The sequence below is a fragment of the Pigmentiphaga sp. YJ18 genome (assembly GCF_038066655.1).
In the GTDB taxonomy this organism is placed as follows: domain Bacteria; phylum Pseudomonadota; class Gammaproteobacteria; order Burkholderiales; family Burkholderiaceae_B; genus Pigmentiphaga.
This window is the reverse complement of the sequence record NZ_JBBUKU010000003.1, coordinates 75,876-102,020: the sequence shown is the minus strand read 5'-3', so window position 1 is coordinate 102,020 and position 26,145 is coordinate 75,876. Positions and strand designations below refer to the sequence as shown.

The following is a 26,145-nucleotide window of genomic DNA, read 5'->3' as shown; positions in this document are numbered from 1 at the left end:
TATGTTGTACGAAGCTGAGCGGGGCCGTATCAAGCTGGCGTTGGTTGGCGACATGATGTTGTCCAGGGCCTTGAAGCCTTACGCCGAAGACGACTATCTGGCGCTGGTCGATCTGCTGCGGGACGCCGATGCCAGCTTCGGCAACCTGGAGACCACCGTGCGCGAGTCCGGCGAAGGCGTGCCCAACTTCACGCAGGGCACGCCCATGAGCACCGCGCCGGGCTTGCTGGAAGACCTGAAGTGGATGGGCCTGGACATCGTGTCCATCGCCAACAACCATGCCACCGACTACGGCGTGTCGGGGGTGCTGGCCAGCCTGGCGCACCTGGACCGCGCCGGCATTCCGTACTCCGGCGCGGGCCGTACGCTGGCCGAGGCACGCCGGCCGGGCTACCTGGAAACGAACGCGGGCCGCGTCGGCCTGGTCTCGGCCACGTCGTTCTACCGGCCCTGGAACCGCGCGGCCGACGCGCGCTCCGACAGCGCCGGCCGCCCTGGCATCAATCCCCTGGGGTTCGCCACGTCCTATACGGTGGACGACGAATCGCTGGCGGCGCTGCGGCGCATCAGCGACGAGCTGGGCATGGCGCAGGAGCAGGTGCGGCACCGCTCGCAGTTCTACGCGCCGCACGAGGTGCCCAGCAATGACGACGACAGCGTGGCCCTGCTGGGCGCGAAGTTCCGCCGTGGCAAGGGCTTCGCCGTGTCGACCAAGGTCGACGCCAAGGATGCCGAAGCCAATCTGCGCTTCATCCGCGAGGCGCGCAAACAGGCGGACTGGGTGATTTTTTCCTTCCATTGCCACGAGTTCGGCAGTGCGGGCAAGCGCACCGCGCCCACCGACGTGGAGCTGGAAGAGTCCGCGCAGTTCGCCATCGAGTTCGCCCGCGCGGCCGTGGACGCCGGCGCCCACGTGGTGGCGGGTCATGGCCCGCACCTGACCATGGGCGTCGAGGTCTACCGGGGCGCGCCCATCTTCCACAGTCTGGGCAATTTCATTTTCCAGAACGAAACCATCAATGCCTTTCCCGCCGAGGCCTACGGCCGGTTCGGGCTGGATGCCGCCGCCACGCCTTCCGAGTTCCTGGACGCGCGCACCGGCAACGACAGCCGGGGTTTCCCTGCCACGCGCGAGTTCTGGGAAGGCTGTCTGGCCACCTGCCGGTTCGAGGCTGGCAAGCTGGCCGCGGTCAACCTGTATCCCATCGACATGGGGTTCGGGCGGCCGCGGGGCCAGCGCGGCCGCCCGGTGCTGGCCCGGGGCGAGGACGCGCATCGCATCCTGGCGCGCGTCGCCCGGCTGTCCCGCCCCTTCGGCACGCGCCTGGACATCGAGGGGGACGTCGGCGTCCTGCGCCTGCCATGAAGCGCCTGGCCATCCTGGACGACTATCTGCACCTGGCGCTGCGCTCGGCCGACTGGTCGGTGCTGGAAGGGCAGTGCCGGATCGACGTGATCGACCGCAAGCTGGCGGTGCCGGACGAGGCGGCCGAGGTGCTCGAGCCGTATCACATCCTCTGCCACCTGCGTGAACGCACGCCCATGCCGCGCGCGCTGCTGGAGCGGCTGCCCAACCTCGAGTTCATGACCGTGACGGGCAAGGCGCATCGCACGCTGGACCTGCAGGCGGCGACCGAACGGGGCGTCGTCGTGTCCCACGTGTCCTCGGCCGTCCAGGGTTCCAACGCGACGCCCGAACTGGCCTGGGGGCTGATACTGGCCACCGCCCGCCACATCGCCTACGAGGACCGCGGCGTGCGCGAGGGGGCCTGGCAGCGTACCGCCGGCATGCTGCTGGATGGCAAGACCCTGGGGCTGCTGGGGCTGGGGCGGGTGGGCCAGCGCATGGCCGCCATCGGCCAGGCCTTCGGCATGCGGGTCGTGGCCTGGAGTCCCAACCTGACCGACGAGGCGGCGGCCGCCTTCCAGGTCCGGCGCGTGGACAAGGACGAGCTGTTCGCGCAGTCGGACGTGCTCAGCATCCATGTGGTCCTGAGCGAACGGTCGCGTCATCTGGTCGGCCGGCGCGAGCTCGCGCTGATGAAGCCCGACGCGCTGCTGGTCAACACCGCCCGGGGGCCGATCGTGGACGAGGCGGCGCTGGTCCAGGCGCTGGCGCAGGGCCGGCTGGGCGGCGCGGGGCTGGACGTCTTCGAGACCGAACCGCTGCCGGCCGGCCATCCGCTGACCCGGCTGGACAACGTCGTGCTGACACCGCACCTGGGCTATGCGACGCGCGAGACGATCGCGGGCTTCTACCAGGCCAGCGTGGCGGGCGTGCAGGCCTACCTGGCGGGCGCGCCCGTCGGCGTGCGCGGATCGTGACCGGCACGGCCGGGCGGTAGTTCGCGCGGCGGGTGGCCGTCGTACACCGGCAGGAACTGCCGGGGGATGGGCCCCTTGTTGCGTCCGCCCTGCTCGTGCTGTTCCCAGGCATGGGCCAGGATGCCCACCGAACGGGACAGGCAGAACAGGCCTCGCGCGAGTTCGGCCGGAAAGCCCAGTTCGGCGTAGACGGCCGCGGTGGCCCCGTCGATGTTCATGGGAAGACGGCGCCCCTTGCGCGCCTGGAGTTCGGACTCCACCGCCCGCGCGATGGCGACGTGGCGGCCCGGGATCACCCCTTGCGCGATGGCCTCGTCCATCAGCGCCATCAGGCGTACCGCGCGCGGATCGATGGGATGGAAGCGATGGCCGAATCCCGGTACGTATTTGCCGCGGCGGGCGATGCAGTCGTCCAGTCCGGCGCGCACGGCGTTGGCCAGGTCGATGCCGGTATCGAGACGCCGCGCGATGTCGCCGTACAGCTCGACCGCCTGTTCGCCCGCGCCGCCGTGCACGTCGCCGAGCACGTTGACCGCCGAGCCCATGGCGTTGTTCAGCCCGACGCCGCAGGTCATCGCCATGCGCGAGATGGCGATGCTGGGCGCTTGCGGCCCATGGTCCACCGCCGCCATCAGCGCCGCGTCCAGCAGGGCGCCTTGGCCGGCCCCGGGCAGTTCGCCGCGCAGCATGAGCCAGATCATTTCTGCGAAACCCAGGTTGCCGATCAGGTCCTGCACCGCATAGCCGCGATAGCGGATGCTGCCGGGCCGCATGTCGATGATGCCGGTGCGCCACCATTGGCCGCAGGCCTGTCCTTCGTTGCCGGCGTGGTCGTTCATATGGCCCCCTCGGTTTTCAGCACGGCGATCTCGTCGTCCGTATAGCCCAACTGCGCCAGCAGCGCCACGGTGTCCTGTCCCAGTTCGGGCGGCGGCGTATCGACCGCCGGCGGCTGCCCGTCGATCTTGTATCCCCCGCGCACGACCGCGATGTCGCGTTCCGCGCCGGGTACCTGCGCGAAGCGGCCGATCAGGCCGCGGTCGCGTATCTGCGGGTGCGCCAGTATCTCGTCCACCTGGTAGACGGGCCCGGCGGGTATGCCCCGCTCGGCAAGCAGGGGCCACCAGTCGTCCGCGGGGCGGGCGGCCAGGGCCTGTTCCAGCTCCGCCTTGAGCTGATCGCGATGGGCGAGGCGCGCCTGCCGGTCGGCGTAGCGGCTGTCGCGCGCCAGCTCGGGCCGGCCCACGGCCTGGCACAGGGCCTCGAACTGTTCCTGCTTGTTGGCGGCGATGTTCAGCAGTCCACGACCGGTCCTGAAGGTGCCCGAGGGGCTGGCGGTGAAGTTCTCGTTGCCCAGCGGCCGGGGCCGGTGCCCGGCGTTCAGGTAGTTGGACACCACCCATCCCATGGTCGAGATGACCGATTCCAGCATGGAGACGTCGATGAAGCGTGCCTGGGTGCGGGCGCCGTCGGCCAGCTCGGCGGCGATCGCGAAGGCCGCCGTCATGCCGCCTATGGTGTCGCCGATGGGGTAGCCGACGCGATAGGGCGCGGTCCGCTCGTCGCCCGTGATGCTCATCGTGCCGGACATGCCCTGGATGATCTGGTCGTAGGCGGGCAGGCCGCTTAGCGGGCCGTCTTGCCCGAAGCCGGAGATGGCGCAATAGACCAGGCGCGGCCGGTGTCGGCGCAGGACGTCGAAGCCCAGCCCCAGGCGGTCCATGACGCCCGGGCGAAAGTTCTCCACGACGACGTCGGCGGTCGCCACCAGCCGCAGGAAAGCCTCCTTGCCCCGCCGGTGTTTCAGGTTGACGGTGACCGAGCGCTTGCCCGCGTTCTGCGCCAGGAAGGACAGGCCCATGCCGCGCCGGTTGAGTTCGGGGTCGGCCCCGAGCTGCCGGGCGAGGTCGCCGGAACCGGGCACCTCCACCTTGATGACCTCCGCGCCCATCAAGGCCAGTTGCTGGCAGCAGAACGGTCCCGCCAGCACGTTGGTCAGGTCGAGGACGCGCAGGGAGTGCAGTGGCTTGCTCATGGGTGTGTCACTTGATCTGGATGTTGGCGTCCTTGATGATCCCGGACCACTTGGCGGAATCGCTGGCGATGGTGTCGGTGAACTCCTGCACCGTTCCCCCCAGCACCACGTTGCCCTCGTCCATGATCTTGCGCTGCAGGTCCTGGCTCTTGAGTACGTCGTTCACCGCCTTGTTGACGGCATCCACCGCCGCCTGGGGCGTGCCGGCCGGCATGAGCAGGCCGGTCTTGGAGGCGGCCTCGAAGCCCGGCAGCGTATCGGCCAGCGGCGGGACGGCGGGCAACTGCGGAATGGGCTTGAGCGTGGTGATGGCCAGCATCCGCACCTTGGGGTTGTCGACCTGGGACATGGCCGCGGGCGTCGAGGCGAAGAAGATGTCCACCTGGCCGCCCAGCAGGTCGTTCATGGCGGGCGCCGCGCCCTTGTAGGGCACGTGCAGGACGTCGATGCCGGCCTCGTGGGCGAAGTAGCGGCCGGTGATGTCGCCCACCGTGCCGGTGCCCGCATTGCCCACCGAGAGCTTGCCGGGATGCTCCTTGGCGAACTTCACCAGTTCGGCCACCGACTTGTACGGCTTGTCGGCGCTGACCACCAGGACCATGGGCTGCGACGCCACCGAGACGACGGGGGCGAAGTCCTTGGCGACGTTGTAGGAAACGTTGGTGTACAGGTAGGGGTTGATGGACAGGTTGGAGGTCTGCCCCAGGGCCAGGTTGTAGCCGTTGGCGGGCGCGCGGGCCAGGGCGCCCAGGCCGACCATGCCGCCGGCGCCGGGCCGGTTCTCCACGATCACGTTCCATTTGTACTTTTCCGTCAGCGCCGCGGCGACGAAGCGGGCCATGGTGTCGGTGCCGCCGCCCGGCGGGAAGGGCACGACCAGTTTCAGGAGCTGGCTGGGATAGGCGTCGGCGGCCCGCGCGGCGGACCCCGCCGCCAGCGCGCATACGGCCATGGCGGTCGCGGCGGCGTATTGTCGATAGCGATTCATGGTTGTCTCCTCGTATTGTTTATATCGGAAAGCAGGGTGCTACACGGGCAAGCCCTTGGCTCGCAGGACGGCGTCGAAGCGCTCGGGATCCGACGTGCCATGCTCGTTGGAACGCCGGATGGCGTCTTCGCGCTGCAGGTGCGCCTGCGCGCGCGGCAACAGCGCCTCCGCCTCGCGGGCGGGAATGCAGATGACGCCGTCGGCATCGCCCATGACCAGGTCGCCGGGCAGGACCGCCAGCCCCGCGCAGGCGATGGGCACGTTGATGCGGCCCGGGCCTTCCTTGCTGGGACCGCGATGGGTATGCCCCCGCGCGAACACGGGCATGCGTCCATCGGCCCACTCGACCAGGTCGCGGATGGCGCCGTCGATGACGAAGCCCCCGATCCGGCGTGCCAGCGCGGTGGTGCGCATCAGGCCGCCGATCAAGGCCTGGGTCAGGTCGCCGCCGCCGTCGACGACGATGATGTCGCCGGGTCGGGCCATCATCAGGGCCTTGTGGATCATCAGGTTGTCGCCGGGGCGTACCTGTACGGTCAACGCGGGACCGCAGAGACCCAGGCGCAGATTGTCGTGATAGGCCTTCAGGCCCATGGCGCCCAGCGATCGCCCCATGCAGTCGCCGGCCACCGCCACCGGGACGTCGGAAAACCGGGCGATCAGCCCGGGGTCCAGGTGGCGCGGCATTTCCTCGATGCTGTAGCCGGGCGGCCAGGTCTTATTGCCGGACATGCTTGTCTCCTTGGTGGGTGTTCGACAGATCGGTGATGTTCACGACGCAGCCCTCGGGCAGGATGCCCCGGGTGAGATAGTCCAGAACGTTGCGGGCCGCGCTTTGCGCCATGGCGGCCAGCGCCGCCGGCGTCGAGGCGCCGACGTGGGGCGTCAGCACCACGTTGGGCAAGTGCCGCAGCGGGTTGTCCCGCGCCATGGGTTCGACGGCCAGGGTGTCCAGGCCCGCCGCATGCAGGCGGCCGTGGACCAGGGCATCGGCCAGGGCCGCCTCGTCCACGACTTCGCCGCGCGCCGTATTGATCAGGATCGCGCCCTCGGGCAGCCGGGCCAGTTGTTCGGCGCCGATGAAGGCGCGCGTCGCGGGGGTCAGGGGGACATGCAGGCTGAGCACGTCGGAGGCTCGCAAAAGCTCATCCAGGTCGGACAGCATCTCGACGCCGTCGTCCGGCGCCGGACGGACATGCGGGTCGTAGGCCGTCACGCGCATGCCCAGGGCCGCGCCATAGGCGGCGACCAGGCGGGCCACCTGCCCATAGCCGACCAGACCCAGGGTCCTGCCGCGCAGCTCGACGCCGGTCCGCAGCCGGGTCCAGCGTCCGGCGCGCATCTCGGCGTCCATGTGCGCGATGCCGCGCGCGGCCGCCAGCATCAGGCCCAGCGTCAATTCGGCCACCGAGCGGGCATTGGCGCCGGGCGTCACCATGACCGGGATGCCGCGGGACGAGCAGGCCGGCACGTCGATGTTGCTTACCCCCACGCCATGCTTGGACACGACCTTCAGCGTGGGGCAGGCCGCGATCGCGCCGGCCGGCAGGTCGACGGTGCGCGATATCACCGCGTCCACGGGCTCGCGGGCCAGCACCGCCTCGACCTCCTCGACGCAGCCCGCGCGGTTCATGAACAGGACGCGGCATCCCGCCTGCTCCAGGACCCGCCGTCCGGCGGGGCTCAGGGTGGTGTCGGTGACGAATACGGTATGGGACATGTGGCGCGTCTCGTTGCGGCTCAGGCTGAGCTTTCGCGCCATTACATCCGAGCGTAATATGAATATCTATTCGATAATTTTGATTGATCGATTCCTGCGAGGAATGAATTGAATATCGAGATCCGGGATCTGCGCTACTTCGAGGTCATCGCCGAACTGGGCCACCTGGGCCAGGCGTCCGAGGTCCTGCACCGCAGCCAGCCGGCGCTGACCAAGTGCGTGCAGCGCCTGGAGGAAGAGCTGGGCGCGGACCTGTTCGAGCGCAAGGGGCGGGGCCTGGTGCTGACGGCGGTGGGCAAGGAGTTCTACCTGCGGGCGCGGAAAATCCGCGAGACCAACGACCGCACCCTGAGCGACATGAAGGACTTCGTGGCGGGCTCGGCGGGCAAGGTCTGCGTGGGCTGCGGACCCATCACCGCCGACTACCTGCTGCCCAGGCTCTGCAACCTGGCGCTGCGGCACCTTCCCAAGGTGTCGCTGGAAATCATGATCGGGACCAGCTACTTCCTGAAGGAGCAGATACGCGAAGAACGCCTGGACATGATCGTGGGCGTCGTCGAGAACGACAGCGAGTTCGCCTGCCGCGGCTTCATCGACGATACCGTAGTGGTTGCCGCGCGCCAGGAGCACCCCATCTTCGAGTTGCGCGCGCCGCGCCTGCGCGATCTCGAGGGCTACCACTGGATCTTGCCCACGCCGCCCGTGTCCAGCCGGAAATGGCTGGACAGCGCCTTCGCGGCGCGCGGCCTGCCCAAGCCCACGCCCCACATCGAAACCAACTCCCTGCCGTCCATCCACGACCTGATCGGCTCGACCGACCTGCTGTGCTTCCTGTCCCGGCTGACGCTGGAGCACCCGAAGACACGGGGCATGCTGCGGGAGGTCCCTCTGAAGGAAACGACCATGACCCGGCAGCTCGGCATCACCTATCCCCACGGGCCGCTCACGCCGGCCACGCAGCGGCTCATCGACCTGCTCGACAGGCTGGCCTCGGAGTGAGCGCCGGAGCGGCTCCTGTCTACAATGCGAGGTCGAAGGTTCAGGCACAGGCGGGCATGGCGATGTCGCAGTACTCATTAATCGGCAACCTGGTCGTGCTGCGACCCCTGGCGCGCGGGGATGCCGCGGCGCTGGCGGCGGCGGCGCGGGACCAGGACGCGTGGCGCACCCCCTACACCCAGATCCCCGCCGAGCCGGCAGCGGCCGAGGCCTACATCGAGGCCGCGCTGCGCGCCCGCGGCACAGGCGAGTCCATGCCCTTCGCCACCACGCTGCGCGAGGACGGCCGGGTGGTCGGCTCGACCCGCTATTGCCGCATCGAGCCCGAGCATCGCAAGCGGGAGATCGGCTACACCTGGATAGGCGGTTCGTGGCAGCGGACCTTCGTCAACACCGAGGCCAAATACCTGATGCTGCGCCATGCCTTCGAAGGGCTGGGCTGCCAGCGCGTGCAACTGCAGACCGATGAATTGAACCAGCAGTCCCGCCGCGCCATCGAGCGGCTGGGCGCCCGGCTGGAAGGCATCCTGCGCAACGACCGCATCATGCCCGACGGGCGCAGGCGGCATTCGGCCCTGTACAGCATCATCGATCAGGAATGGCCGCAGGTGCGCGCCGGCCTCGAGGCCGCGATGCGCCAGAGGGGGCTCGAGCCGGCCATGGAAATGGTCGCGGGCTGAGGGGTTTTCATTCGACCAGCAGCTTGCGCCGTTTCAGGATGTCCTGGATCTGGCCCAGGCGGCTTTCCGGATCGTCGTCGGCCAGCAGATGCCGCTGTTGCGGCGGCAGCAGCGGCAGCATTTCCGCCCAGCGGTTCGCCACCCATGCGCATTCGTCCAGCCGGAAGGGGGGCGCGATCGGCAGGTCCGCGCGGGGGCCTTGATGCTGCTGGATGTCGGCGATCAGGCGGCCCAGCGTATTGGCCGCGGGTTGCAGGGCATCCGGGATGGGGACCACGGGATCGTCGGCCAGCGGTTCGACCTGCCCGACCCAGAGACCGTATTTGCCCTGTTCGCTCGACACCAGGCGAAAGCGGGTCGTTCCCACGCAGCGCAGTTGCAGCAGGCCTGGCATGGGCGCATCCCACTGTTCTATCTTCGCCATGGTGCCGAAATCGGCCAGGACCTCGGTGCCTTCGGGCGTGCGGACCTCGTGGCCGGCCAGCAGCGGCACGACGCCGAACGAGGCCTGGTCGGCGATGCATTGCTTGATCATGTCGAGGTAGCGGATCTCGAAGATGCGCAAGTGCAGCACGCCCTCGGGATACAGCGCCCGGCTGAGCGGAAAGAGCGGGGTCGTGTTCATGGCGGGTAGGCGGTTGGTTGCCCGAGGCTCCAGGATAGCGCTTCTACCAGGAATGCAGCGCAGGCCGCTTATTTCGTGCCACGCAGCCGCAGCGCATTGAAGATCACCGAAGCCGAGCTCAGACTCATCGCCAGTGCCGCAATCATTGGCGACAGGAGCCAGCCAGTGAACGGATACAGAACCCCGGCGGCAATCGGTACGCCAATACCGTTGTAGACGAAGGCAAACATCAGGTTCTGCCGCATATTGCGCACCGTATCGATGGAGACCTCGCGCGACGCCGCGATGCCGCGCAGGTCGCCCTTGATCAGCGTGATCTGACCGCTGTTCATTGCCACGTCAGTGCCCGTGCCCATGGCGACCCCGACGTCGGACTTTGCCAGTGCGGGAGCGTCATTGATGCCGTCTCCCGCCATGGCAACCACATGGCCTTCTTGCTGCAGCCGCGCCACCAGCGCCAGCTTGTCGGCGGGCTTGACCTCGCCATGCACTTCATCGATACCCAGCTTGGCCGCTACGGCCTTGGCGGTGGTGAGACCGTCTCCAGTCGCCATCACGATGCGCAGACCGCTGGCGTGCAGGGTTCGGATGGCGCCGGGCGTGCTGGCTTTGATGGGGTCGGTCACCGCCAGAATGCCCGCGAACCGCCCGTCGACAGCCAGGTGCATGATGCTGGCGCCTTCACCGCGCAGGCGCTCTGCGTCAGCCTGCAGGGACGAAACCGCCACGCTTTCCTGCTCCATCAAGGCCGTGTTGCCCAATGCCAGCCGCCGTCCCTCGACCGTGCCGCGCACGCCGATGCCGCTGTCCGACTCGAAATCGGCCGGTTTGGCCAGCGGCAGGCCCTTGGCTCGCGCTGCGCTGACAATCGCATCTGCCAGCGGGTGTTCGCTGCCCTGGTCCAGACTGGCCGCCAGCCTCAGAACCTCATCGGGCGTGAAGCCAGGCGCCGCAACGGCGGTGTCGAACGCGGGTCTGCCTTCCGTCAGTGTGCCGGTCTTGTCCACGATGAGGGTGTCCACCTCGCGCATCTTCTCGATGGCACCGGCATCGCGGAACAGCACTCCCTGCGTGGCGGCGCGCCCGGTGGCCACCATCACCGACATGGGGGTGGCCAGGCCCAGAGCACAGGGACAGGCGATGATCAGCACCGCCACGGCATTGATCAGCCCGAACACCCAGCTGGGCTCCGGCCCGAACAGGCCCCAGGCCAGAAAGGTAGCGATGGCGATCAGCACCACCGCCACGACGAACTTGCCCGCCACCACGTCGGCCATGCGCTGCATGGGAGCCTTGGAGCGCTGGGCCGAGGCGACCATCTGCACGATCTGCGACAGCATGGTGGCCGCGCCGATTTTCTCGGACCGCATGATCAGCGCGCCGCTGGTGTTCAGCGTGGCCCCGATCAACGGGGCACCGGCACGCTTGGTCACTGGCACTGGTTCGCCGGTCAGCATGGATTCATCGACCGCGCTGCTGCCTTCGGTAACGATGCCATCGACCGGAATTTTCTCGCCAGGGCGCACACGCAGCAGGTCGCCGACATGAACATGGTTGAGCGGCACATCCTCTTCGCTGCTGTCCGCGTTGATGCGCCGCGCAGTCTTTGGCGCCAGGCCCAGCAGGGACTTGATGGCCGCCGAGGTCTGGGAGCGTGCCTTCAACTCGATAAGTTGGCCCATCATGGTCAGGGAAATGATGACCACCGCTGCTTCGAAGTAGACGGCCACGCGGCCCATGAACATGAACGAGTCGGGGAAAGCGCCCGGCGCCACCGTGGCGACCACGCTGTAGACGAAGGCGGCGCCCGAGCCCAGGGCGATCAAGGTCCACATGTTCGGGCTGCGGTGGACGATCGATTGCCAGCCCCGCACGAAGAAGGGCCAGCCTGTCCACAGCACCACGGGCAGCGACAGCACGAATTCGACCCAGGTCTGGGTGGCCATGGCGAACCAGCCCAGACGATGGCCGAGCATGGCCAGGACGGTCACGATCAGAGTGAGGGGCAGCGTCCACCAAAAGCGGCGCTGAAAATCGATCAGCTCGCTGTTGCCTTCCTCGGCCAGCGGAATGATCGGCTCCAGCGTCATGCCGCACTTGGGACAATTGCCGGGGTGGTCCTGCCGCACCTCGGGGTGCATGGGGCAGGTGTAAATGGTGCCAGCCGACGCATCACTCCGTTCTCCAGACTGATGATGGTCATGGTGATGCGGATTCATGCTGTTCCCCTCGCGCCAGATCAAGGCTTGATGCTCCGCCTTGACACTATGGGAATGTCAAGTATTTTTGTGCGTGATCCGAGTACAGGATCGCATTGAGCACCTGCGAATATGCATGCAATCTTCATTCGTTGGCGTCAACACGACCTGGCCCAGCGCAACGACCGCTTCTAGTCCAGCGGAAACACCGCCTGGTCCGCGCAGGCGCGCAGCAGTTCGTCCACCGGCCCCTGGGGCAGCGTCATGCCCGGATCGATGTCCGACAGCGGGCGCAGCACGAAGGCGCGCTGGTGCATGCGGGGGTGGGGCAGGGTCAGCCGGGGCGTGTCCAGGCGCTGGCCGTCGACCGCCAGCAGGTCCAGGTCCAGCGTGCGGGGAGCGTTGCGATAGGGGCGTTCGCGGCCGTGGCGCCGTTCGATGTCCTGGAGCAGGTCCAGCAGCGCCAGAGGAGGCAGCGTGGTGTGCAGGCGCACGACGGCATTGACGTAGTCGGGACCGCTGGAGTCGATCGGCCCGGTGCGGTAGAAGCGGGAGAGCGCGTCCTGCCGCACCTGGGGATGGGCGGCCAGCGCGGCCAGCGCTTCGCGCAGGGTGGCGGCCGGGTCGCCCAGGTTTGCGCCCAATCCCACCCAGGCCGTCTGCCAGGCGGGTGCGTTCATCCGGCTACCGGGGTGCCGCCTTCCGGTCCGCCCTCGGCCGGGCCCCCCTGGCGCGAACGGCCGCTGCGCCGGCGGCGCTTGCGGGGAGCCGTGGCTTCCCCGGCCGCGCGTGGCTGGCGGGCCAGGTCTTCCAGCATCTCGGCGCGCGCCGCGTCGCTGGCGTCGGCCAGGTCCATCCACCATTGCGCCAGCGCGCTGTCGACCTCGCCGGCGGCGGCGCGCAATTGCAGGAAATCGCAGGCGGCACGGAAGCGAGGCTGTTCGAGCATGCGCCAGGCGCCCTTGCTCTGGCGCCGCTCGAAGCGCGGCTGCATGAACCAGATCTCGCGCATGTCGGACACGAAGCGGCGCTGGATGGCGAGCTTCTCGGTCTGGTCGTCCAGCACGGAATCCACGGCCATGCCCAGGGCGGGCATGGGCAGTTCGCCGTCGGCGCGGTACTGCTGCCAGCGGTGGTTGACCTGCTGCCACAGCAGCGCGGCGAACAGGAAGCTGGGGCTGACCGACTTGCCGCTACGCACGCGCACGTCGGTGCGTTCCAGGGCCAGCTTCACGAAGCGTTCGCCCCCGGGCTGCTCCAGCACCACGTCCAGCAGCGGCAGCAGGCCCTTGTGCAGGCCCTCGGCGCGCAGCCGGCGCAGGCAGTCCAGCGCGTGGCCGCAGGTCAGCATCTTCAGCATCTCGTCGAACAGACGCGACGCAGGCACGTTCTCGATCAGGTGGGCCATCTCGCGTATGGGCGCGAGCGTGGACGGCGCGATGGCAAAGTCCAGCTTGGCGGCGAAGCGCATGCCGCGCAGCATGCGGACCGGGTCCTCGCGGTAGCGTTTGGACGCGTCGCCGATGATGCTGACGGTTTTCTTCTTCAGGTCGGCCACGCCGTCGTGATAGTCGATGACGATCTCGGTGGCGGGGTCGTAGTACAGCGCGTTCAGCGTGAAGTCCCGCCGCGCGGCGTCTTCCTCCAGCGTGCCGAAGACGTTGTCGCGCAGGATGCGGCCGTGTTCGTCGGTGGTCTGTTCGTCCGAGCCCGAAGCGCGGAAGGTGGAGGTTTCGATGATCTCCTGGCCGAACACCACGTGCACCAGGCGGAAGCGGCGGCCGATGATACGGGCGCGGCGGAACAGCGGCTGTATCTGTTCCGGCGTGGCGTTGGTGGCCACGTCGAAGTCCTTGGGCTGGGCGCCCACGATCAGATCGCGCACGGCGCCGCCGACGATGTAGGCCTCGAAGCCGTTCTCGTGCAGCACGTCGCAGACCTTGATCGCATGGCGCGAGACCAGCCGGCGGTCGATGCCGTGCTTGGCCTGGGGCACGCGCAGCGGCGCATGCCGCTTGACGCTCAGGATGGGGCGCGCCGCGCGGGGGGTGAAGAGCTTGCTGATGAGCTTCTTGATCATGCGAACAGGTCCGTGATGCGCCAGCCTCGTTCGCGCGCCAGTTCGCGCAGCGCGGCGGATGGGTTGGCAGCGATCGGGTCGGTCACCGCTTCGAGCAGCGGGACATCGTTCATCGAGTCGCTATAGAAGAAAGACTGCCGGAAATCCGACAACTGCCAGCCGTGGCCGGCCAGCCACTGGTTGACGCGCACCACCTTGCCTTCGCGGAAGCACGGGATGCCCTGGATGCGGCCGGTGTAGCGGCCGGCGGTGTATTCCGGCTCGGTGCCCAGCAGCACGGGGATGCCGAAGGCGCGCGCGATGGGCGCGGTCACGAAGGTGTTGGTCGAGGTGGCGATGGCGCACAGGTCGCCCGCCTCCAGGTGCTCGCGCACCAGCGCGATGGCCTGGTCGGAGATGGCGGGGCGGATCACCTCGGCCATGAAGTCCTCGTGCCAGCGGGCCAGGTCGTAGGGGGTGCTGCGGGCCAGGAGGCCCAGCATGAACTCGGCCGACTCCATCGCGGTCAGCTTGCCGGCGTCGTAGCGCTGCATCAGCTCTTCGTTCCGGGCGCGGGCGGCCACGGGGTCGCCGACGTGGCCGGCGCGGGCGAGGAAATCGGCCCACCGGTAGTCGCTGTCGAGCGGCAGCAGGGTGTGGTCCAGGTCGAACAGGGCGAGGCGGGCAGGTGGCGCTTGGGTGGGGATCATGACAACGAAGAATACGACTGAATGGAGGACGGTGGGGGCTGTTCGGCCAGCATGGCGCGCAACAGCGGCAGCGTGATCGGGCGCTTGGCCGCCAGCGAATAGCGGTCCAGGGCATCGAGCAGAGCGGCCAGCTGGCGCATGTCCCGCTCGTAGTGGGTAAGAATCCAGTTCACCACCTCGGGCGCGAGCTGCAGCCCGCGGCTGGCGGCCTGGCGGATCAGGGCGTCGGTCTTCTCGGCATCGGACAGCACTTCCAGCCGGAAGACCAGGTCCCAGCCCAGGCGGGTGCGCAGGTCCTCGCGGATCTCGAGCTGGCCCGGCGCGCGTTCGCCGGCCACGATCAGCGACAGGGCGATGTCGGTGGCCGAGGTTTCGCGCCAGCGGTTGTACAGCGAGAACACGCTGGCAAGCCGGGGTTCGTCCAGGAGGTGCAGGTCGTCGACGGCGATCAACGCCGGGCGGACGTCGGACTCCTCGGGCTGGGCCGTGCGGCGGTAGGCCGACACGGGGCTGTGGCTGTCCAGGTAGAGCGCGCCGGGCCGGTCGGACAAGGCCCGCAACAGGTGGGTGCGGCCGCAGCCGGCGGGGCCCCAGAGGTAGACGGCGCGGCCGGGCGCCAGCGCGCGCAGGCTCGCCAGGGCCTCGGTATTGGGGCCCGCGACATAGTTTTCCAGGGACGGAGCCGGCGCGGCAAGAACGTCGAGTAGCAACTGCTTCATGAGGTGCGGCTAAGAGACCCGCAGCGTCGGACGATCATGGCGTTGGGGGGCGACAGGTCGGGCCGGGCAAGGCTGCGCAGGCAGAAAAGGAACGCGGGGCGCGGCGGGTGCCACCGGGCGTTGCCCCGATGTAAATCCCTGTCCGCTGCATGGGAATACCAATCATCGTAAAATTATAGCTTTCAGGCGGTCCCGGCTGGTTTTTTTGCCGCGAAAGCCCGCGCCCATCCACTTTTCGGTCCATCCCATGTCCGCACAACAACCCAGCGCTTCCTCTCTAACCTACCGCGACGCGGGCGTCGACATCGACGCCGGCGATGCCCTGGTCGAGCGCATCAAGCCCCTCGCCAAGCGCACCATGCGCGAAGGAGTGCTGGCCGGCATTGGCGGATTCGGGGCCCTGTTCGAGGTGCCCAAGAAGTACCGCGAGCCCGTGCTGGTGTCGGGTACCGACGGCGTGGGTACCAAGCTGCGCCTGGCGTTCTCGTGGAACAAGCACGATACCGTGGGCATCGACCTGGTGGCCATGAGCGTGAACGACATCCTGGTGCAGGGCGCCGAGCCGCTGTTCTTCCTGGACTACTTCGCCTGCGGCCGCCTGTCGGTGGACACCGCCGCCACGGTCGTCGGCGGCATCGCCAAGGGCTGCGAACTGGCCGGCTGCGCCCTGATCGGCGGCGAAACCGCCGAGATGCCCGGCATGTACCCCGACGGCGAATACGATCTGGCGGGTTTCGCCGTCGGCGCGGTCGAGAAATCGCAGGCCATCGACGGCAGCCGCATCCAGCCCGGGGACGCCGTGCTGGGCCTGGCTTCCAGCGGCGCGCACTCCAACGGCTATTCGCTGGTGCGCAAGATCATCGAACGCGCCGGCGCCACGCCGGACCAGGACTTCCACGGCCAGCCCCTGCGCGACGTCGTCATGGCGCCCACCCGCATCTACGTCAAGCAGGTGCTGGCGGCCATCGCCAAGCACGAGATCAAGGGCCTGGCCCACATCACCGGCGGCGGCCTGCTGGACAACGTGCCGCGCATCCTGCGCCCCGGCCTGGCCGCGCGCCTGCACCGCGATGCATGGAAGATGCCCGAACTGTTCACGTGGCTGCAACGCGAAGGCCAGGTGGCCGACGTCGAGATGCACCGCGTCTTCAACTGCGGCATCGGCATGGTGGTGGTGGTCTCGGCCGACCAGGCCGACGCTGTTGCCGCGACGCTGCGCGAACAAGGCGAAACCGTCTACCGCCTGGGCGAAATCGTCGACCAACAACCCGGCGCCGCCCAAACCGAAGTGGTGTAAGCCCACCCCCTACGCCCTTCGGGCGCCCCGACAGGTAGTCCACCCCACGCGGCCTATGGCCGCGCCCCTCAAGGGGGCGGCGCTGGCGGACCGGCAAAGCCGGATCCGCGGCGCCCTGGATCAAACCAAGCATGCGGTGCTCCGCACCGAGAACGGCAACACAGACTACGACACGGTGGATCCGGCTCCGCCGGTCCACCGCCGTCGGCCCCCTGGGGGGGCTCCCCTCAGCGCGTAGGGGGGATATCCCTCAATGCGCTTAGCAGCGCATCGCATTCGGCGTCGGTGCCGACCGTGATGCGCAGGTACTGGTCGATGCGCGGCTGCTTGAAATGCCGCACCAGGACCTTGCGTTCGCGCAGCGCCTTCAGCAGGGCCGCGCCATCGTGGCCGGGGTGGCGTGCGAAGACGAAGTTGGCGGCCGACGGCAGCACCTCGAAACCCAGTTCTTCCAGCTTGGCGGTCAAGCGCACGCGCGAGGCGATGACGGCCTGGCGGGTACGATCGAAATAAGCGGTGTCTTCCATGGCCGCGGTCGCGCCGGCCATGGCCAGGCGGTCGAGCGGATAGGAGTTGAAGCTGCTCTTGACCCGTTCCAGCCCCTCGATCAGATGCGGCTGGCCGATGGCGTAACCGACCCGCAGGCCCGCCAGCGAGCGCGCCTTGGACAGCGTCTGCACCACCAGCAGGTTGGGATGGGCCGCCACCAGCGGGACCGCCGACGTGCCGCCGAAATCGACGTAGGCTTCATCCACCACGACGACCGAATCCGGATTCGCCTTCAGCAGCGTCTCGATGTCCTCCAGGGGCAGCAGGCGGCCGGTGGGGGCGTTCGGATTGGGGAAGATGATTCCGCCGTTCGGCTGGCCGTAGTCCTGCACGCGCAGGGACAGGTCGTCGGCCAGCGGCACGGTGCGGTAGTCGATGCCGTACAGGCCGCAGTAGACCGGGTAGAAGCTGTAGGTCACATCCGGGAACAGCAACGGCAGGTCGTGCTTGAGCAGGCCGACGAAGACGTGGGCCAGCACCTCGTCCGAGCTGTTGCCGACGAAGACGTGGTCGGCCTGCACGCCATGGAAGCGCGCCACCGCCGCCTTGAACACGTTGGCGTCGGGGTCGGGATAGCGCCGCAGCGTCTCGTTGGTGGCCTGGCGTATGGCTTCCAGGGCGCGCGGCGAGGGCGGATACGGATTCTCGTTCGTGTTGAGTTTGACGAGTCCGTCTATCTGCGGTTGTTCGCCGGGGACGTAGGGCGTCAGTTGTTGAGTGACGCGGCTCCAGTACCTGTTCATGAATCTGTCGTCGAAAGCGCAAAGCGCGGCAACGGGCCGCGCACGCATCCAGCATAGCAGGGCCGGCGCCCCGGCGCACGCCGCGGCGGGCGGGGCGTGGCGCGGGCGCGCCGTCAGCGCGGATTGCCGGCCGCTTCCAGGGACGCGTCCAGCGTGGCGGCGGCCGCGTCGATCACGCGCGCCGTGCTGTCCGCCGCCAGGCAGTCCACCGCCAGCCGGTCGGGCAGGGCGCGCAGCCAGGTGATCTGGCGCTTGGCCAGTTGCCGGGTGGCGGCGACCGCCTGGCCCCGCATCTCGGCGCCGTGGATTTCCCCGGCCAGATAGCCCCAGACCTGGCGGTACCCCACGCATCGTATGGACGGCAGGTCGGGACTCAGGTCGCCGCGCGCCCGCAGGCGGCGAACCTCGTCCACCAGGCCGGCCTCGAGCATGGCGTCGAAGCGCTGTTCGATCCTGGCATGCAGGCCGGCGCGTTCCGAGGGTTCCAGGCTCAGGTTGACGTAGCGCAGGCCGGTGTCGGCCGGCGCGGCCTGGCCGGTCAGCAGGGACGACATGGGTTGGCCGGTCAGCGCATGGATCTCCAGCGCGCGCTGGATGCGTTGGCTGTCGTTGGGCGAGAGCCGCGCGGCGGTGGCCGGATCGACGCGCGCCAGTTCGGCGTGCAGGGCGGGCCAGCCGATGTCGGCGGCGCGGGCGTTCAGTTCCGCGCGCAGGACGGCGTCCGCCTGCGGCAGGTTGTCCAGGCCCTCGCGCAGCGCCTTGAAATACATCATGGTGCCGCCGGCCAGCAGCGGGATGCGGCCCCGGGCGCGGATGTCGGCGATCAGGCGCAGGGTCTCGGCGCGGAACTGGCCGGCCGAGAAATTTTCGGCCGGATCGCGGATGTCCAGCAGGTGCTGCGGCACGCGCAGGCGTTCCTCCCGGCTGGGCTTGGCCGTGCCGATGTCCATGCTGCGATAGATGGTGGCGGAATCGACGTTGACGATCTCGAGCGGCCAGCGGTCGGCCAGCGCCAGCGTGGCCGCGCTCTTGCCGGCGGCGGTGGGGCCCATCAGGCACAGGACGGGAAAGGGGCTGCGGTCGGCCATCTTCGGTGCGGACTCAGCGCCCGCGCAGGAACAGGCGGTCGAGATCGCCCACGCTGAGCTGCACCCAGGTCGGACGGCCGTGGTTGCACTGGTCGGCGCGTTCAGTCGCCTCCATCTGCCGCAGCAGGCCGTTCATCTCGTCCTGGTTGAGCCGGCGGTTGGCGCGCACCGCGCCGTGGCAGGCCATGGTCGCCAGCAGTTCGTTGCGCTGCTCGGTCAGCAGGCGCGAGGCGCCCACCTCGGCGAAGTCGCGCAGCACTTCGCGCGCCAGGGTCTCGATGTCGGCCTGGGCCAGCGGCGCGGGCACGGCGCGCACGGCGACCGAGGCGGGACCAGCCGGCCGCAGTTCGAAGCCGAGGTCGGACAGGGCTTCCTGCTGTTCCTCGACCAGCGCGACGTCGCTTTCCGAAGCCCGGAACACGACCGGCACCAGCAGGTTCTGCCGCGGCATCTCGCGCGCATCCAGGGCGTTCTTGAGCTGTTCGTACACGATGCGTTCATGGGCCGCGTGCATGTCGATCACGACCAGCCCGTGCGCGTTCTGGGCCAGCACGTAGATCCCGTGCAACTGGGCGATCGCCATGCCGAGCGGCAGGTCAGTGCCGTCCGGCAGCGGGCGGGGGCGGGCGCCGGCCAGGGCCTGGGCCATGCCGACGGCGCTGGGCGAGGGGGCGGGCGCCAGAGGTTCGTGCAGGGCCAGGATGCGCGCGCCCAGCTCGGGCCGATACGCGGACGGGGCATCCTGCAGCCGGAACGGCAACTGCGAGGACGAGGCCAGCGCGGGGGCCACGGGGCGCGTGGAACCCGGTTCGGACGAGACCGGCATGGGCAGGGCGCCCGCGCCGTCGACACGACCCTGGATGGTCGGCGCGGGCATGCCGTCGGCCTGGACCGTCTCGGACGGCACCGCCTGGGCCGCCGCGTCCACGCCGGTCGCCGCGCCCGCGGCATGGGCCAGGGTCTGGCCGATGATCTGCGTCACGAAGCGGTGTACCGCGCCGCTTTCGCGGAAGCGCACCTCGTGCTTGGCCGGATGCACGTTGACGTCCACCGCCGCCGGGTCCAGGTCCAGGAACAGCACGTAGGCCGGCTGGCGGTCGCCGTGCAGCACGTCGGCATAGGAGGCGCGCATGGCGTGGCTGACCGTGCGGTCGCGCACGAAGCGGCCGTTGACGTACAGGTACTGGCGGTCGGCACGGGCGCGCGAGGCGGTGGGGCGCGAGACGACGCCATGCAGGCGGATCGCGCCGGCGTCGGCCTGCACCGGCAGGCCGCCCTGGCCGAATTCCGCGCCCAGTACGTCATGGATGCGGCGCACCGGATCGGCGGGCAGGTGCTGCTGGTAGGCCCGGTCGTGGTGGAACAGGCGGAAGGCGATATGGCAGTGCGCGAGCGCGATGCGCTGGAAGGCCTCCACGCAATGGCCGAATTCCGTGGCTTCCGATTTGAGGAACTTGCGCCGGGCCGGCACCAGGTCGAACAGCTGGCGCACGTCCACCGTGGTGCCCGGGGGGCCGGAGGCGGGAGAGACCTGGCCGTCTTCCCATTGCCAGGCATGGTCGGCGCTGGCCGTGCGCGAAATCAAGGTGAGCCGGGCGACGGAGGCGATCGAGGCCAGGGCCTCGCCGCGGAACCCCATCGAGGCCACCGATTCGAGTTCGTTCAGCGACCGGATCTTGCTGGTGGCGTGGCGGGAGACGGCCAGCGGCAGTTCGTCCGGAGGAATGCCGCCACCGTCGTCGCTGACGGCGATCCGCCGGATGCCGCCGCCCTCGAGCCGCACGTCGACCGCGCGCGCGCCGGCGTCGATGGCGTTCTCCATCAATTCCTTGAGGACCGAGGCAGGGCGCTCGATGACTTCACCCGCCGCGATCTGGCTGATCAGGAGGTCGGGAAGCTGGGCGATGGGGCGACGTTCGGACATGGCCGGATTATAGTGGCCCCTCTTGGGGCGCAGGGATCCTGTCATGCTTTGACATGCGCGGAAACGCCTGCGTCGGCTATAGTGCCCGCTCGCCTTTTTCCTCGTCCCCTACCTCCGGCTTCCCATGCTCGAATTCCTGCAGATGTTGATCCATATCGACCAGACCCTGGGCGTGTGGGTCGCGCAATATGGCGCCTGGATCTACCTCATCCTGTTCCTGATCGTGTTCGCCGAGACCGGCCTGGTCGTCCTGCCCTTCCTGCCGGGCGATTCGCTGCTGTTCATCGCCGGCGCCTTCGCCGCCACCGGCAGCATGCATCCCATGGTGCTGATCGTGCTGCTGCTGATCGCCGCGGTCTCGGGCAATACCGTCAACTACTACGTGGGCCGCTACATCGGCCCCCGCGTGTTCTCGCAGAACATCCGCTTCCTGGACCGCGCGGCCCTGATCAAGACCCATGCCTTCTACGAGAAACACGGCGGCAAGACCCTGATCATCGCCCGCTTCCTGCCCGTGGTCCGGACCTTCGCCCCCTTCGTCGCCGGCGTCGGCTACATGACCGTCGCCCGCTTCCAGTTCTTCAACATCATCGGCGCGCTGCTATGGGTGCTCCTGCTCGTCCTGGCCGGCTACTTCTTCGGCAACCTGCCCCTGGTGCGCGAACACCTGAACACCATCGTCCTGATAGGCCTGGCCGCCGCCATCGTCCCCGTGGTCCTGGGCGGCCTGTGGAAACTGATAGGCGGCCTGAAGTCGCCCCCCCCTACGCGCTGAGGGGAAGCCCACCCCCTACGCCCTTCGGGCGCCCCCTCAAGGGGGCGGCGCTGGCGGACCGGCAAAGCCGGATCCGCCGCGCCCGGGATCAAGGCAAGCATGCGGTGCTCCGCACCAAGACAACCCCACCAGACCCAGGATGCGGTGGATCCGGCTCCGCCGGTCCACCCGCATCGCCCCCTGGGGGGCGCGCGAAGCGCGTAGGGGGGGACCCCTACGTCAGTTTGTTCTTCGACAGAGGCGGGTTCTTCGCGAAATAGCGCTGGATGCCCTGCATGATGGCGGTCGCCATGCTGCTCTGGTAGGACACGTCCGATAAGCGCTTTTCCTCTTCCGGATTGCTGATGAAGGCGGTTTCGACCAGGATGGACGGGATGTCGGGCGCCTTCAGCACGGCGAAGCCGGCCTGCTCGACCCGCGGCTTGTGCAGGCGGTTGATGTTGGACAGTTCGTCCAGCACCGCGCGGCCGAGCTTGAGTGAATCGTTGATCTGGGCCGTGGTGGACAGGTCCAGCAGCACCCGGGCGATCTGTTTGTCGTGCGAGCCGATGTTGACGCCGCCGATCAGGTCGGAGGCGTTCTCCTTGGCCGCCAGCCAGCGTGCCGCGCTGCTGCTGGCCCCGCGTTCGGACAGAGCGAACACCGACGAGCCGCGCGCGTCCGGCTTGATCCAGGCGTCGGCGTGCACCGATACGAACAGGTCGGCCTGCACCCGCCGCGCCTTCGCCACGCGCACGTGCAGCGGCACGAAGTAATCGCCGTCGCGGGTCAGCATGGCGCGCATGTTGGGCTGCTGATCGATCATGGCCTTGAGCCCGCGCGCGATCCGCAGCACGACGTCCTTTTCCCGCGTGCCGCCGCGGCCGATCGCACCGGGGTCTTCGCCGCCGTGTCCGGGGTCCAGCGCCACCGTGATCATCCGCGCCACCTGCGGCGCGGGATCGGACCGGCGGCGGATGGACGGTGCCTGGGGCGCCGCTTCCGGAATGGGCGCGCCGTTGGCCCCGGCCCCCGTGCCGGGTGCCGGGATGGCGTCGCGTTCGGACTGCAGGTTTTCCAGGATCTGCGCCATCGGGTCGTCGCCGCCCTTGTTCGCCAGCGCGACCAGGGGATCCTGGGCCGCCTTGGGGTAAAGGTCGAGCACGAGGCGGTGCTTGTATTCACCCACGGGCTTGAGGCTGAAGACCTGGGGGATGGTTTCCTGTTTCAGGTCCAGCACCAGCCGCACCACGTTGGGACGGTTCTGTCCGACGCGCACGCTGGCGATGTACGGATCGTCGGGCCGGACCTTGGACACCAGGTCGCGCAGCGCGGCGTTCATTTCCACGCCTTCGATATCCAGGACCACGCGGTCCGGATTGTCCAGCACGAAATGCTCGGTCTTGAGTTCGGCGTCCAGCTCCAGCGTGAGCCGGGTGTAGTCGGGGGCGGGCCACAGGCGCACCGCGACCAGTTCGGCGGCCCGCGTGGCCGTCGGGACCAAAGGCACCACCAGCGTGGCGGCCAGGCCGGCTACCAGCCGCCGGCGGGAGATGCCGCGGGGCGCGAGCACCCCTTGGGCCTGGGCATAGGACAGGGCCGGCGTGCCGGCCGGAAGGTCGGGGTCGGGTTCTAGCTCGTCGCGTCGGGAAAAAGTGTGTTCAGCCATGCCTGCCCTTTTGCGGTGTGGGCATCGAGCGTCACTCCGCGTCCTGCGCCTTCATAAGACAGCGCGATGTCCAGGTCCGGGACCGGGAGCGCACCGCCTGCGCGTTCCGCCCATTCGATGAGCACGAGGGCGTCATCGCGCAGGGCGTCCCGGAATCCGGCGTCGAGCCACTCGCGTGGATCGGTAAAACGATAAAAATCAAAGTGATAGCAGTATAAGTTCGAAACTTTGTAAGGTTCAACTAGCGTGAACGTCGGACTTTTGATTCGACCTGTAACGCCGACTCCGCGCAACAGTGCCCGGGCGAAGCTGGTTTTGCCGGCGCCGAGGTCGCCGTGGAGGTGGATGCGGCCCCCGTTGGCGACCAGCGGAGCCATCCGGGCGGCCAGGGCTTCGGTGGCGGATTCGTCGGGCAGATGGGCGTGGCGGGCGTTGGACATGGCGGGATGAAGGGCAGGGTTCATGGGCATGGGCTACCATGACAGTATGTCAGCGTCGCCCCCGTTTACCCCCGTTTCCACCCAGGACGGCCCCGACCTGGCCGCGCTGGCCGAAACCATACGCGGCTGGGGCCGGGAGCTGGGTTTTTCCGCAGTGGGGTTCGCCGACCTTGACCTGGACGAGGCCGGCCAGCGGCTGGCCGCCTGGGTGGCCGAGGGCATGCATGGCGAGATGGATTATATGGAGCGTCACCTGCCGCTGCGGCAGGATCCTGCTCAATTGGTCTCGGGGGCCCGCTCGGCCATCATGGTGCGCATGGACTACGCCCCGCTGGATGGACCCGCGCTGGCGGCGCGCCAGCGGCAGGCCCTGGAAGCGGGCGACCGGGCGGTCGTCGCCGCCTATGCCCTGGGCCGGGACTACCACAAGGTCCTGCGGCAGCGCCTGCAGCGGCTGGCGGACCGCATCGCCCAGCATGCCGGCCCCTTCGGCTACCGCGTCTTCACCGATTCGGCGCCGGTCATGGAAGTGGAGCTGGCGCGCAAGGCCGGGCTGGGGTGGCGCGGCAAGCATACGTTGTTGCTGTCGCGCGACGGAAGCTGGTTCTTCCTGGGCGAGATCCTGACCGACCTGCCCCTGCCGGCCGACCACCTGGAGACGCCGCACTGCGGACAATGCCGCCGCTGCATCGACGCCTGTCCGACCGGCGCCATCGTGGCGCCCTACGTGGTGGACGCCCGGCGCTGCATCTCCTACCTGACCATCGAGCTCAAGGGCAGCATTCCCGAGGCGCTGCGGCCCGCCATCGGCACGCGCGTGTACGGCTGCGACGACTGCCAGACCGCCTGTCCCTGGAACAAGTACGCGCGCGCCTGCGCCGAGGGGGATTTCGCGCCGCGCCATGGGCTGGACACGGCATCGCTGCTCGACCTGTTCGCCTGGACCGAGCGGGATTTCGACCAGCGCACCCAGGGCAGCGCGATCCGCCGCATCGGCTACGAACGGTGGCTGCGGAATCTGGCGGTGGCGCTGGGCAACGCACCGGCCTCGGACGAGGCGCGCGCCGCGCTGCGCGAGCGGGCCGATCACCCCAGCGAACTGGTCCGCGAGCACGTGCGCTGGGCTCTGGCGTGCCAGGGTCGGGGAAAACGAGAGGTTTGACACGCATGGCGTGTCAAACCTGTTTGCTATTCTTTTGACCAGGCCCGCTTGAACCATGAGATCAAGAAGGCATGGTCGGCGCACAGCATGGAGACTCGTGCGCAGACGCCTCCGCATCGTTGCGGCACGGGCCGATTCCGTGAAGGACCATCCACAAGAGGAGTACGCATGAAAGCAGCAAGAATCGCCGCTTCGCTGGCGGGGCTGGCCGTGTCCGCCACCATGCTCGCCGTGCCCGGCACGGCCGCCGCCCAGTCCTATCCCAACAAGCCGGTACGCGTCATCGTGCCGTTCGCTCCCGGCGGCTCGACGGACATCATCGCCCGGCTCGTGGGCGAGCGCATGGGCCGCGAACTCGGCCAGCCCTTCGTGATCGAGAACCGCGGCGGCGGGGGCGGGGCCATCGGCGCCAGCGAAGCCGCGCGCGCCGCGCCGGACGGCTACACGCTCAGCATCGCCACCGTCTCGACGATGGCCATCAACCCCGCGTGCAACCCCAAGCTGGGCTACGACCCGCTCAAGGACTTCCAGCCGGTCACCAACTTCGCCCACACGGCCAATGTGCTGGCCGTCAACCCCAAGGTCCCGGCCAACGACTTCAAGTCCTTCCTGGAACTGGCCAAGAAAGAACCCGGCAAGTTCTCGTTCGCCACCTCGGGCACTTGCAGCATCAACCACTTCCTGGGCGAACTCTTCCAGCTGGGTACGGGCGCCAAGATCGTCCACATTCCCTATCGCGGTTCGGGGCCGGCCATCGCCGACGTGGTCGGCGGCCAGGTGCAGATGCTGTTCGACAACCTGCCTTCGTCCATGCCCAACATCCAGGCCGGCAAGCTCAAGGCGCTGGCGGTCGCGTGGGATAAGAGGGTGGATGGCCTGCCCGACGTGCCCACGTTCAAGGAACTGGGCCTGCCGCTGATGAACGATCCGGCCTGGTACGGCCTGCTGGCTCCCGCCGGTACGCCCCCCGACATCATCAACAAGCTGCGCGACGCCGCGGTGAAGGTGCTGTCCGATCCGCAGGTGAAGGACACCCTGGCCAAGCAGGGCGCCGCCGCCGTCGGCAACACGCCCGCCGAATTCCGCACCGAGATCGAGAAGGAGCTGAACAAGGCGAAGGACGTGGTGAAGAAGCAGAACATCAAATTGGAATAGGACCTCCCTACGCGCTTCGCGCGCCCCCCAGGGGGCGGCACTGGCGGACCGGCGGAGCCGGATCCGCTGTGCCCTGGGTCTGGGACGACCGCGAATACGGGAACGGCCTTGCATCTGATGCAAGGCCGTTCTCATTTGTGCTGACAAGAGGCAAGAACGTCTGTCCTCCGCCAGCCAGGTTGTACCCCAGGATGCGGTGGATCCGGCTTTGCCGGTCCGCCCGCATCGCCCCCTTGAGGGGGCGCCCGAAGGGCGTGGGGGTGGGTTTCCCTGCCGGTCCGCCAGTGCCGCCCCCTGGGGGGCGCG

The 26,145-nt window shown here is 68.7% G+C and carries 24 protein-coding genes; 8 read left to right on the top strand and 16 right to left on the bottom strand.

The features are described 5' to 3' along the window. Window position 1: 1 nt before the first annotated feature. The gene (locus tag WKR98_RS20290) at window positions 2-1,366 is read left to right on the top strand and encodes a CapA family protein (RefSeq protein ID WP_341434532.1); all 1,365 of its coding nucleotides are present in this window, start codon (window positions 2-4) and stop codon (window positions 1,364-1,366) included. Further along, a complete protein-coding gene (locus tag WKR98_RS20285) occupies window positions 1,363-2,325 on the top strand; it encodes a D-2-hydroxyacid dehydrogenase family protein (protein ID WP_341434531.1) in 963 nt (320 codons plus the stop codon). Before WKR98_RS20290 ends, WKR98_RS20285 begins: the two co-directional genes overlap by 4 nt. On the opposite strand, the gene WKR98_RS20280 is transcribed toward WKR98_RS20285, so the two are convergent. The 5 genes from WKR98_RS20280 to WKR98_RS20260 are packed head-to-tail and all read right to left on the bottom strand — an operon-like array spanning window position 2,286 to window position 7,068. Beyond that, on the bottom strand, window positions 2,286-3,164 hold the full coding sequence (locus WKR98_RS20280) for a citryl-CoA lyase (RefSeq protein ID WP_341434530.1): 879 nt from the start codon (window positions 3,162-3,164) through the stop codon (window positions 2,286-2,288). The two genes, WKR98_RS20285 and WKR98_RS20280, sit on opposite strands and share 40 nt — an antisense overlap. Continuing rightward, a complete protein-coding gene (locus WKR98_RS20275; protein ID WP_341434529.1) occupies window positions 3,161-4,360 on the bottom strand; it encodes a CaiB/BaiF CoA transferase family protein in 1,200 nt (399 codons plus the stop codon). Before WKR98_RS20275 ends, WKR98_RS20280 begins: the two co-directional genes overlap by 4 nt. A 7-nt stretch (window positions 4,361-4,367) precedes the next feature. After that, entirely contained in the window at window positions 4,368-5,348 is a 981-nt protein-coding gene (locus tag WKR98_RS20270) for a Bug family tripartite tricarboxylate transporter substrate binding protein (RefSeq protein WP_341434528.1), read from the bottom strand. A 39-nt stretch (window positions 5,349-5,387) separates the two neighbouring features. After that, window positions 5,388-6,080 carry an RraA family protein gene (locus tag WKR98_RS20265; protein ID WP_341434527.1) on the bottom strand — a complete coding sequence of 231 codons (693 nt, stop codon included), beginning with the start codon at window positions 6,078-6,080 and terminating at the stop codon, window positions 5,388-5,390. Continuing rightward, the gene (locus tag WKR98_RS20260; protein ID WP_341434526.1) at window positions 6,067-7,068 is read right to left on the bottom strand and encodes a hydroxyacid dehydrogenase; all 1,002 of its coding nucleotides are present in this window, start codon (window positions 7,066-7,068) and stop codon (window positions 6,067-6,069) included. The genes WKR98_RS20265 and WKR98_RS20260 overlap by 14 nt, the downstream gene beginning before the upstream one ends. 108 nt (window positions 7,069-7,176) lie before the next feature. Here WKR98_RS20260 and WKR98_RS20255 point away from each other — a divergent pair, with 108 nt between their 5' ends. Then, entirely contained in the window at window positions 7,177-8,067 is an 891-nt protein-coding gene (locus WKR98_RS20255; RefSeq protein WP_341434525.1) for a LysR family transcriptional regulator, read from the top strand. 62 nt (window positions 8,068-8,129) lie between these two features. Beyond that, a complete protein-coding gene (locus tag WKR98_RS20250) occupies window positions 8,130-8,747 on the top strand; it encodes a GNAT family N-acetyltransferase (RefSeq protein ID WP_202865646.1) in 618 nt (205 codons plus the stop codon). Between the two features lie 7 nt (window positions 8,748-8,754). Here WKR98_RS20250 and WKR98_RS20245 read toward each other — a convergent pair whose 3' ends face one another. The 6 genes from WKR98_RS20245 to hda all read right to left on the bottom strand — a co-directional run bounded on the left by WKR98_RS20245 (window position 8,755) and on the right by hda (window position 15,058). Further along, entirely contained in the window at window positions 8,755-9,372 is a 618-nt protein-coding gene (locus WKR98_RS20245; RefSeq protein ID WP_124690589.1) for an LON peptidase substrate-binding domain-containing protein, read from the bottom strand. A gap of 68 nt (window positions 9,373-9,440) precedes the next feature. Beyond that, the gene (locus WKR98_RS20240; protein WP_124690588.1) at window positions 9,441-11,591 is read right to left on the bottom strand and encodes a copper-transporting P-type ATPase; all 2,151 of its coding nucleotides are present in this window, start codon (window positions 11,589-11,591) and stop codon (window positions 9,441-9,443) included. 170 nt (window positions 11,592-11,761) lie between these two features. Continuing rightward, window positions 11,762-12,250 (bottom strand): 2-amino-4-hydroxy-6-hydroxymethyldihydropteridine diphosphokinase, encoded by a 489-nt coding sequence (gene folK / locus WKR98_RS20235; protein ID WP_341434524.1) that lies wholly within the window; start codon window positions 12,248-12,250, stop codon window positions 11,762-11,764. Continuing rightward, on the bottom strand, window positions 12,247-13,650 hold the full coding sequence (gene pcnB, locus WKR98_RS20230; protein ID WP_124690586.1) for a polynucleotide adenylyltransferase PcnB: 1,404 nt from the start codon (window positions 13,648-13,650) through the stop codon (window positions 12,247-12,249). Before pcnB ends, folK begins: the two co-directional genes overlap by 4 nt. Continuing rightward, the gene (locus WKR98_RS20225; protein ID WP_124690585.1) at window positions 13,647-14,339 is read right to left on the bottom strand and encodes an HAD family hydrolase; all 693 of its coding nucleotides are present in this window, start codon (window positions 14,337-14,339) and stop codon (window positions 13,647-13,649) included. Before WKR98_RS20225 ends, pcnB begins: the two co-directional genes overlap by 4 nt. Next, window positions 14,336-15,058 carry a DnaA regulatory inactivator Hda gene (hda, locus tag WKR98_RS20220; protein WP_341434523.1) on the bottom strand — a complete coding sequence of 241 codons (723 nt, stop codon included), beginning with the start codon at window positions 15,056-15,058 and terminating at the stop codon, window positions 14,336-14,338. Before hda ends, WKR98_RS20225 begins: the two co-directional genes overlap by 4 nt. Window positions 15,059-15,305: 247 nt before the next feature. Between hda and purM the strand changes: the two genes are divergently transcribed. Next, window positions 15,306-16,355, top strand: a complete 1,050-nt coding sequence (purM, locus tag WKR98_RS20215; protein WP_124690583.1) for a phosphoribosylformylglycinamidine cyclo-ligase — start codon at window positions 15,306-15,308, stop codon at window positions 16,353-16,355. A gap of 227 nt (window positions 16,356-16,582) precedes the next feature. Here the strand turns inward: purM and hisC are convergent, their stop codons facing one another. From hisC to mutL, 3 genes are all read right to left on the bottom strand, one after another. Then, window positions 16,583-17,647, bottom strand: a complete 1,065-nt coding sequence (hisC, locus tag WKR98_RS20210; protein ID WP_124690582.1) for a histidinol-phosphate transaminase — start codon at window positions 17,645-17,647, stop codon at window positions 16,583-16,585. 113 nt (window positions 17,648-17,760) lie between these two features. Continuing rightward, window positions 17,761-18,735 (bottom strand): tRNA (adenosine(37)-N6)-dimethylallyltransferase MiaA, encoded by a 975-nt coding sequence (miaA, locus tag WKR98_RS20205; RefSeq protein WP_124690581.1) that lies wholly within the window; start codon window positions 18,733-18,735, stop codon window positions 17,761-17,763. A gap of 13 nt (window positions 18,736-18,748) precedes the next feature. Then, window positions 18,749-20,659, bottom strand: coding sequence for a DNA mismatch repair endonuclease MutL (gene mutL, locus WKR98_RS20200; RefSeq protein WP_124690580.1), 1,911 nt, complete (start codon window positions 20,657-20,659; stop codon window positions 18,749-18,751). A gap of 124 nt (window positions 20,660-20,783) precedes the next feature. Here mutL and WKR98_RS20195 point away from each other — a divergent pair, with 124 nt between their 5' ends. Beyond that, window positions 20,784-21,434: a VTT domain-containing protein gene (locus tag WKR98_RS20195; protein ID WP_124690579.1), complete on the top strand. Its 651-nt coding sequence runs from the start codon at window positions 20,784-20,786 to the stop codon at window positions 21,432-21,434. A gap of 214 nt (window positions 21,435-21,648) precedes the next feature. On the opposite strand, the gene WKR98_RS20190 is transcribed toward WKR98_RS20195, so the two are convergent. Both WKR98_RS20190 and tsaE read right to left on the bottom strand, forming a co-directional pair. After that, the gene (locus WKR98_RS20190; protein ID WP_124690578.1) at window positions 21,649-23,082 is read right to left on the bottom strand and encodes an N-acetylmuramoyl-L-alanine amidase; all 1,434 of its coding nucleotides are present in this window, start codon (window positions 23,080-23,082) and stop codon (window positions 21,649-21,651) included. After that, window positions 23,046-23,546, bottom strand: a complete 501-nt coding sequence (gene tsaE / locus WKR98_RS20185) for a tRNA (adenosine(37)-N6)-threonylcarbamoyltransferase complex ATPase subunit type 1 TsaE (RefSeq protein ID WP_238160123.1) — start codon at window positions 23,544-23,546, stop codon at window positions 23,046-23,048. Before tsaE ends, WKR98_RS20190 begins: the two co-directional genes overlap by 37 nt. Before the next feature lie 22 nt (window positions 23,547-23,568). On the opposite strand from tsaE, the gene queG reads away from it, so the two are divergent. Both queG and WKR98_RS20175 read left to right on the top strand, forming a co-directional pair. Further along, window positions 23,569-24,684, top strand: coding sequence for a tRNA epoxyqueuosine(34) reductase QueG (gene queG, locus WKR98_RS20180; protein ID WP_238160121.1), 1,116 nt, complete (start codon window positions 23,569-23,571; stop codon window positions 24,682-24,684). A gap of 168 nt (window positions 24,685-24,852) precedes the next feature. Beyond that, entirely contained in the window at window positions 24,853-25,839 is a 987-nt protein-coding gene (locus tag WKR98_RS20175; RefSeq protein WP_341434522.1) for a tripartite tricarboxylate transporter substrate binding protein BugE, read from the top strand. Window positions 25,840-26,145 lie beyond the last annotated feature (306 nt).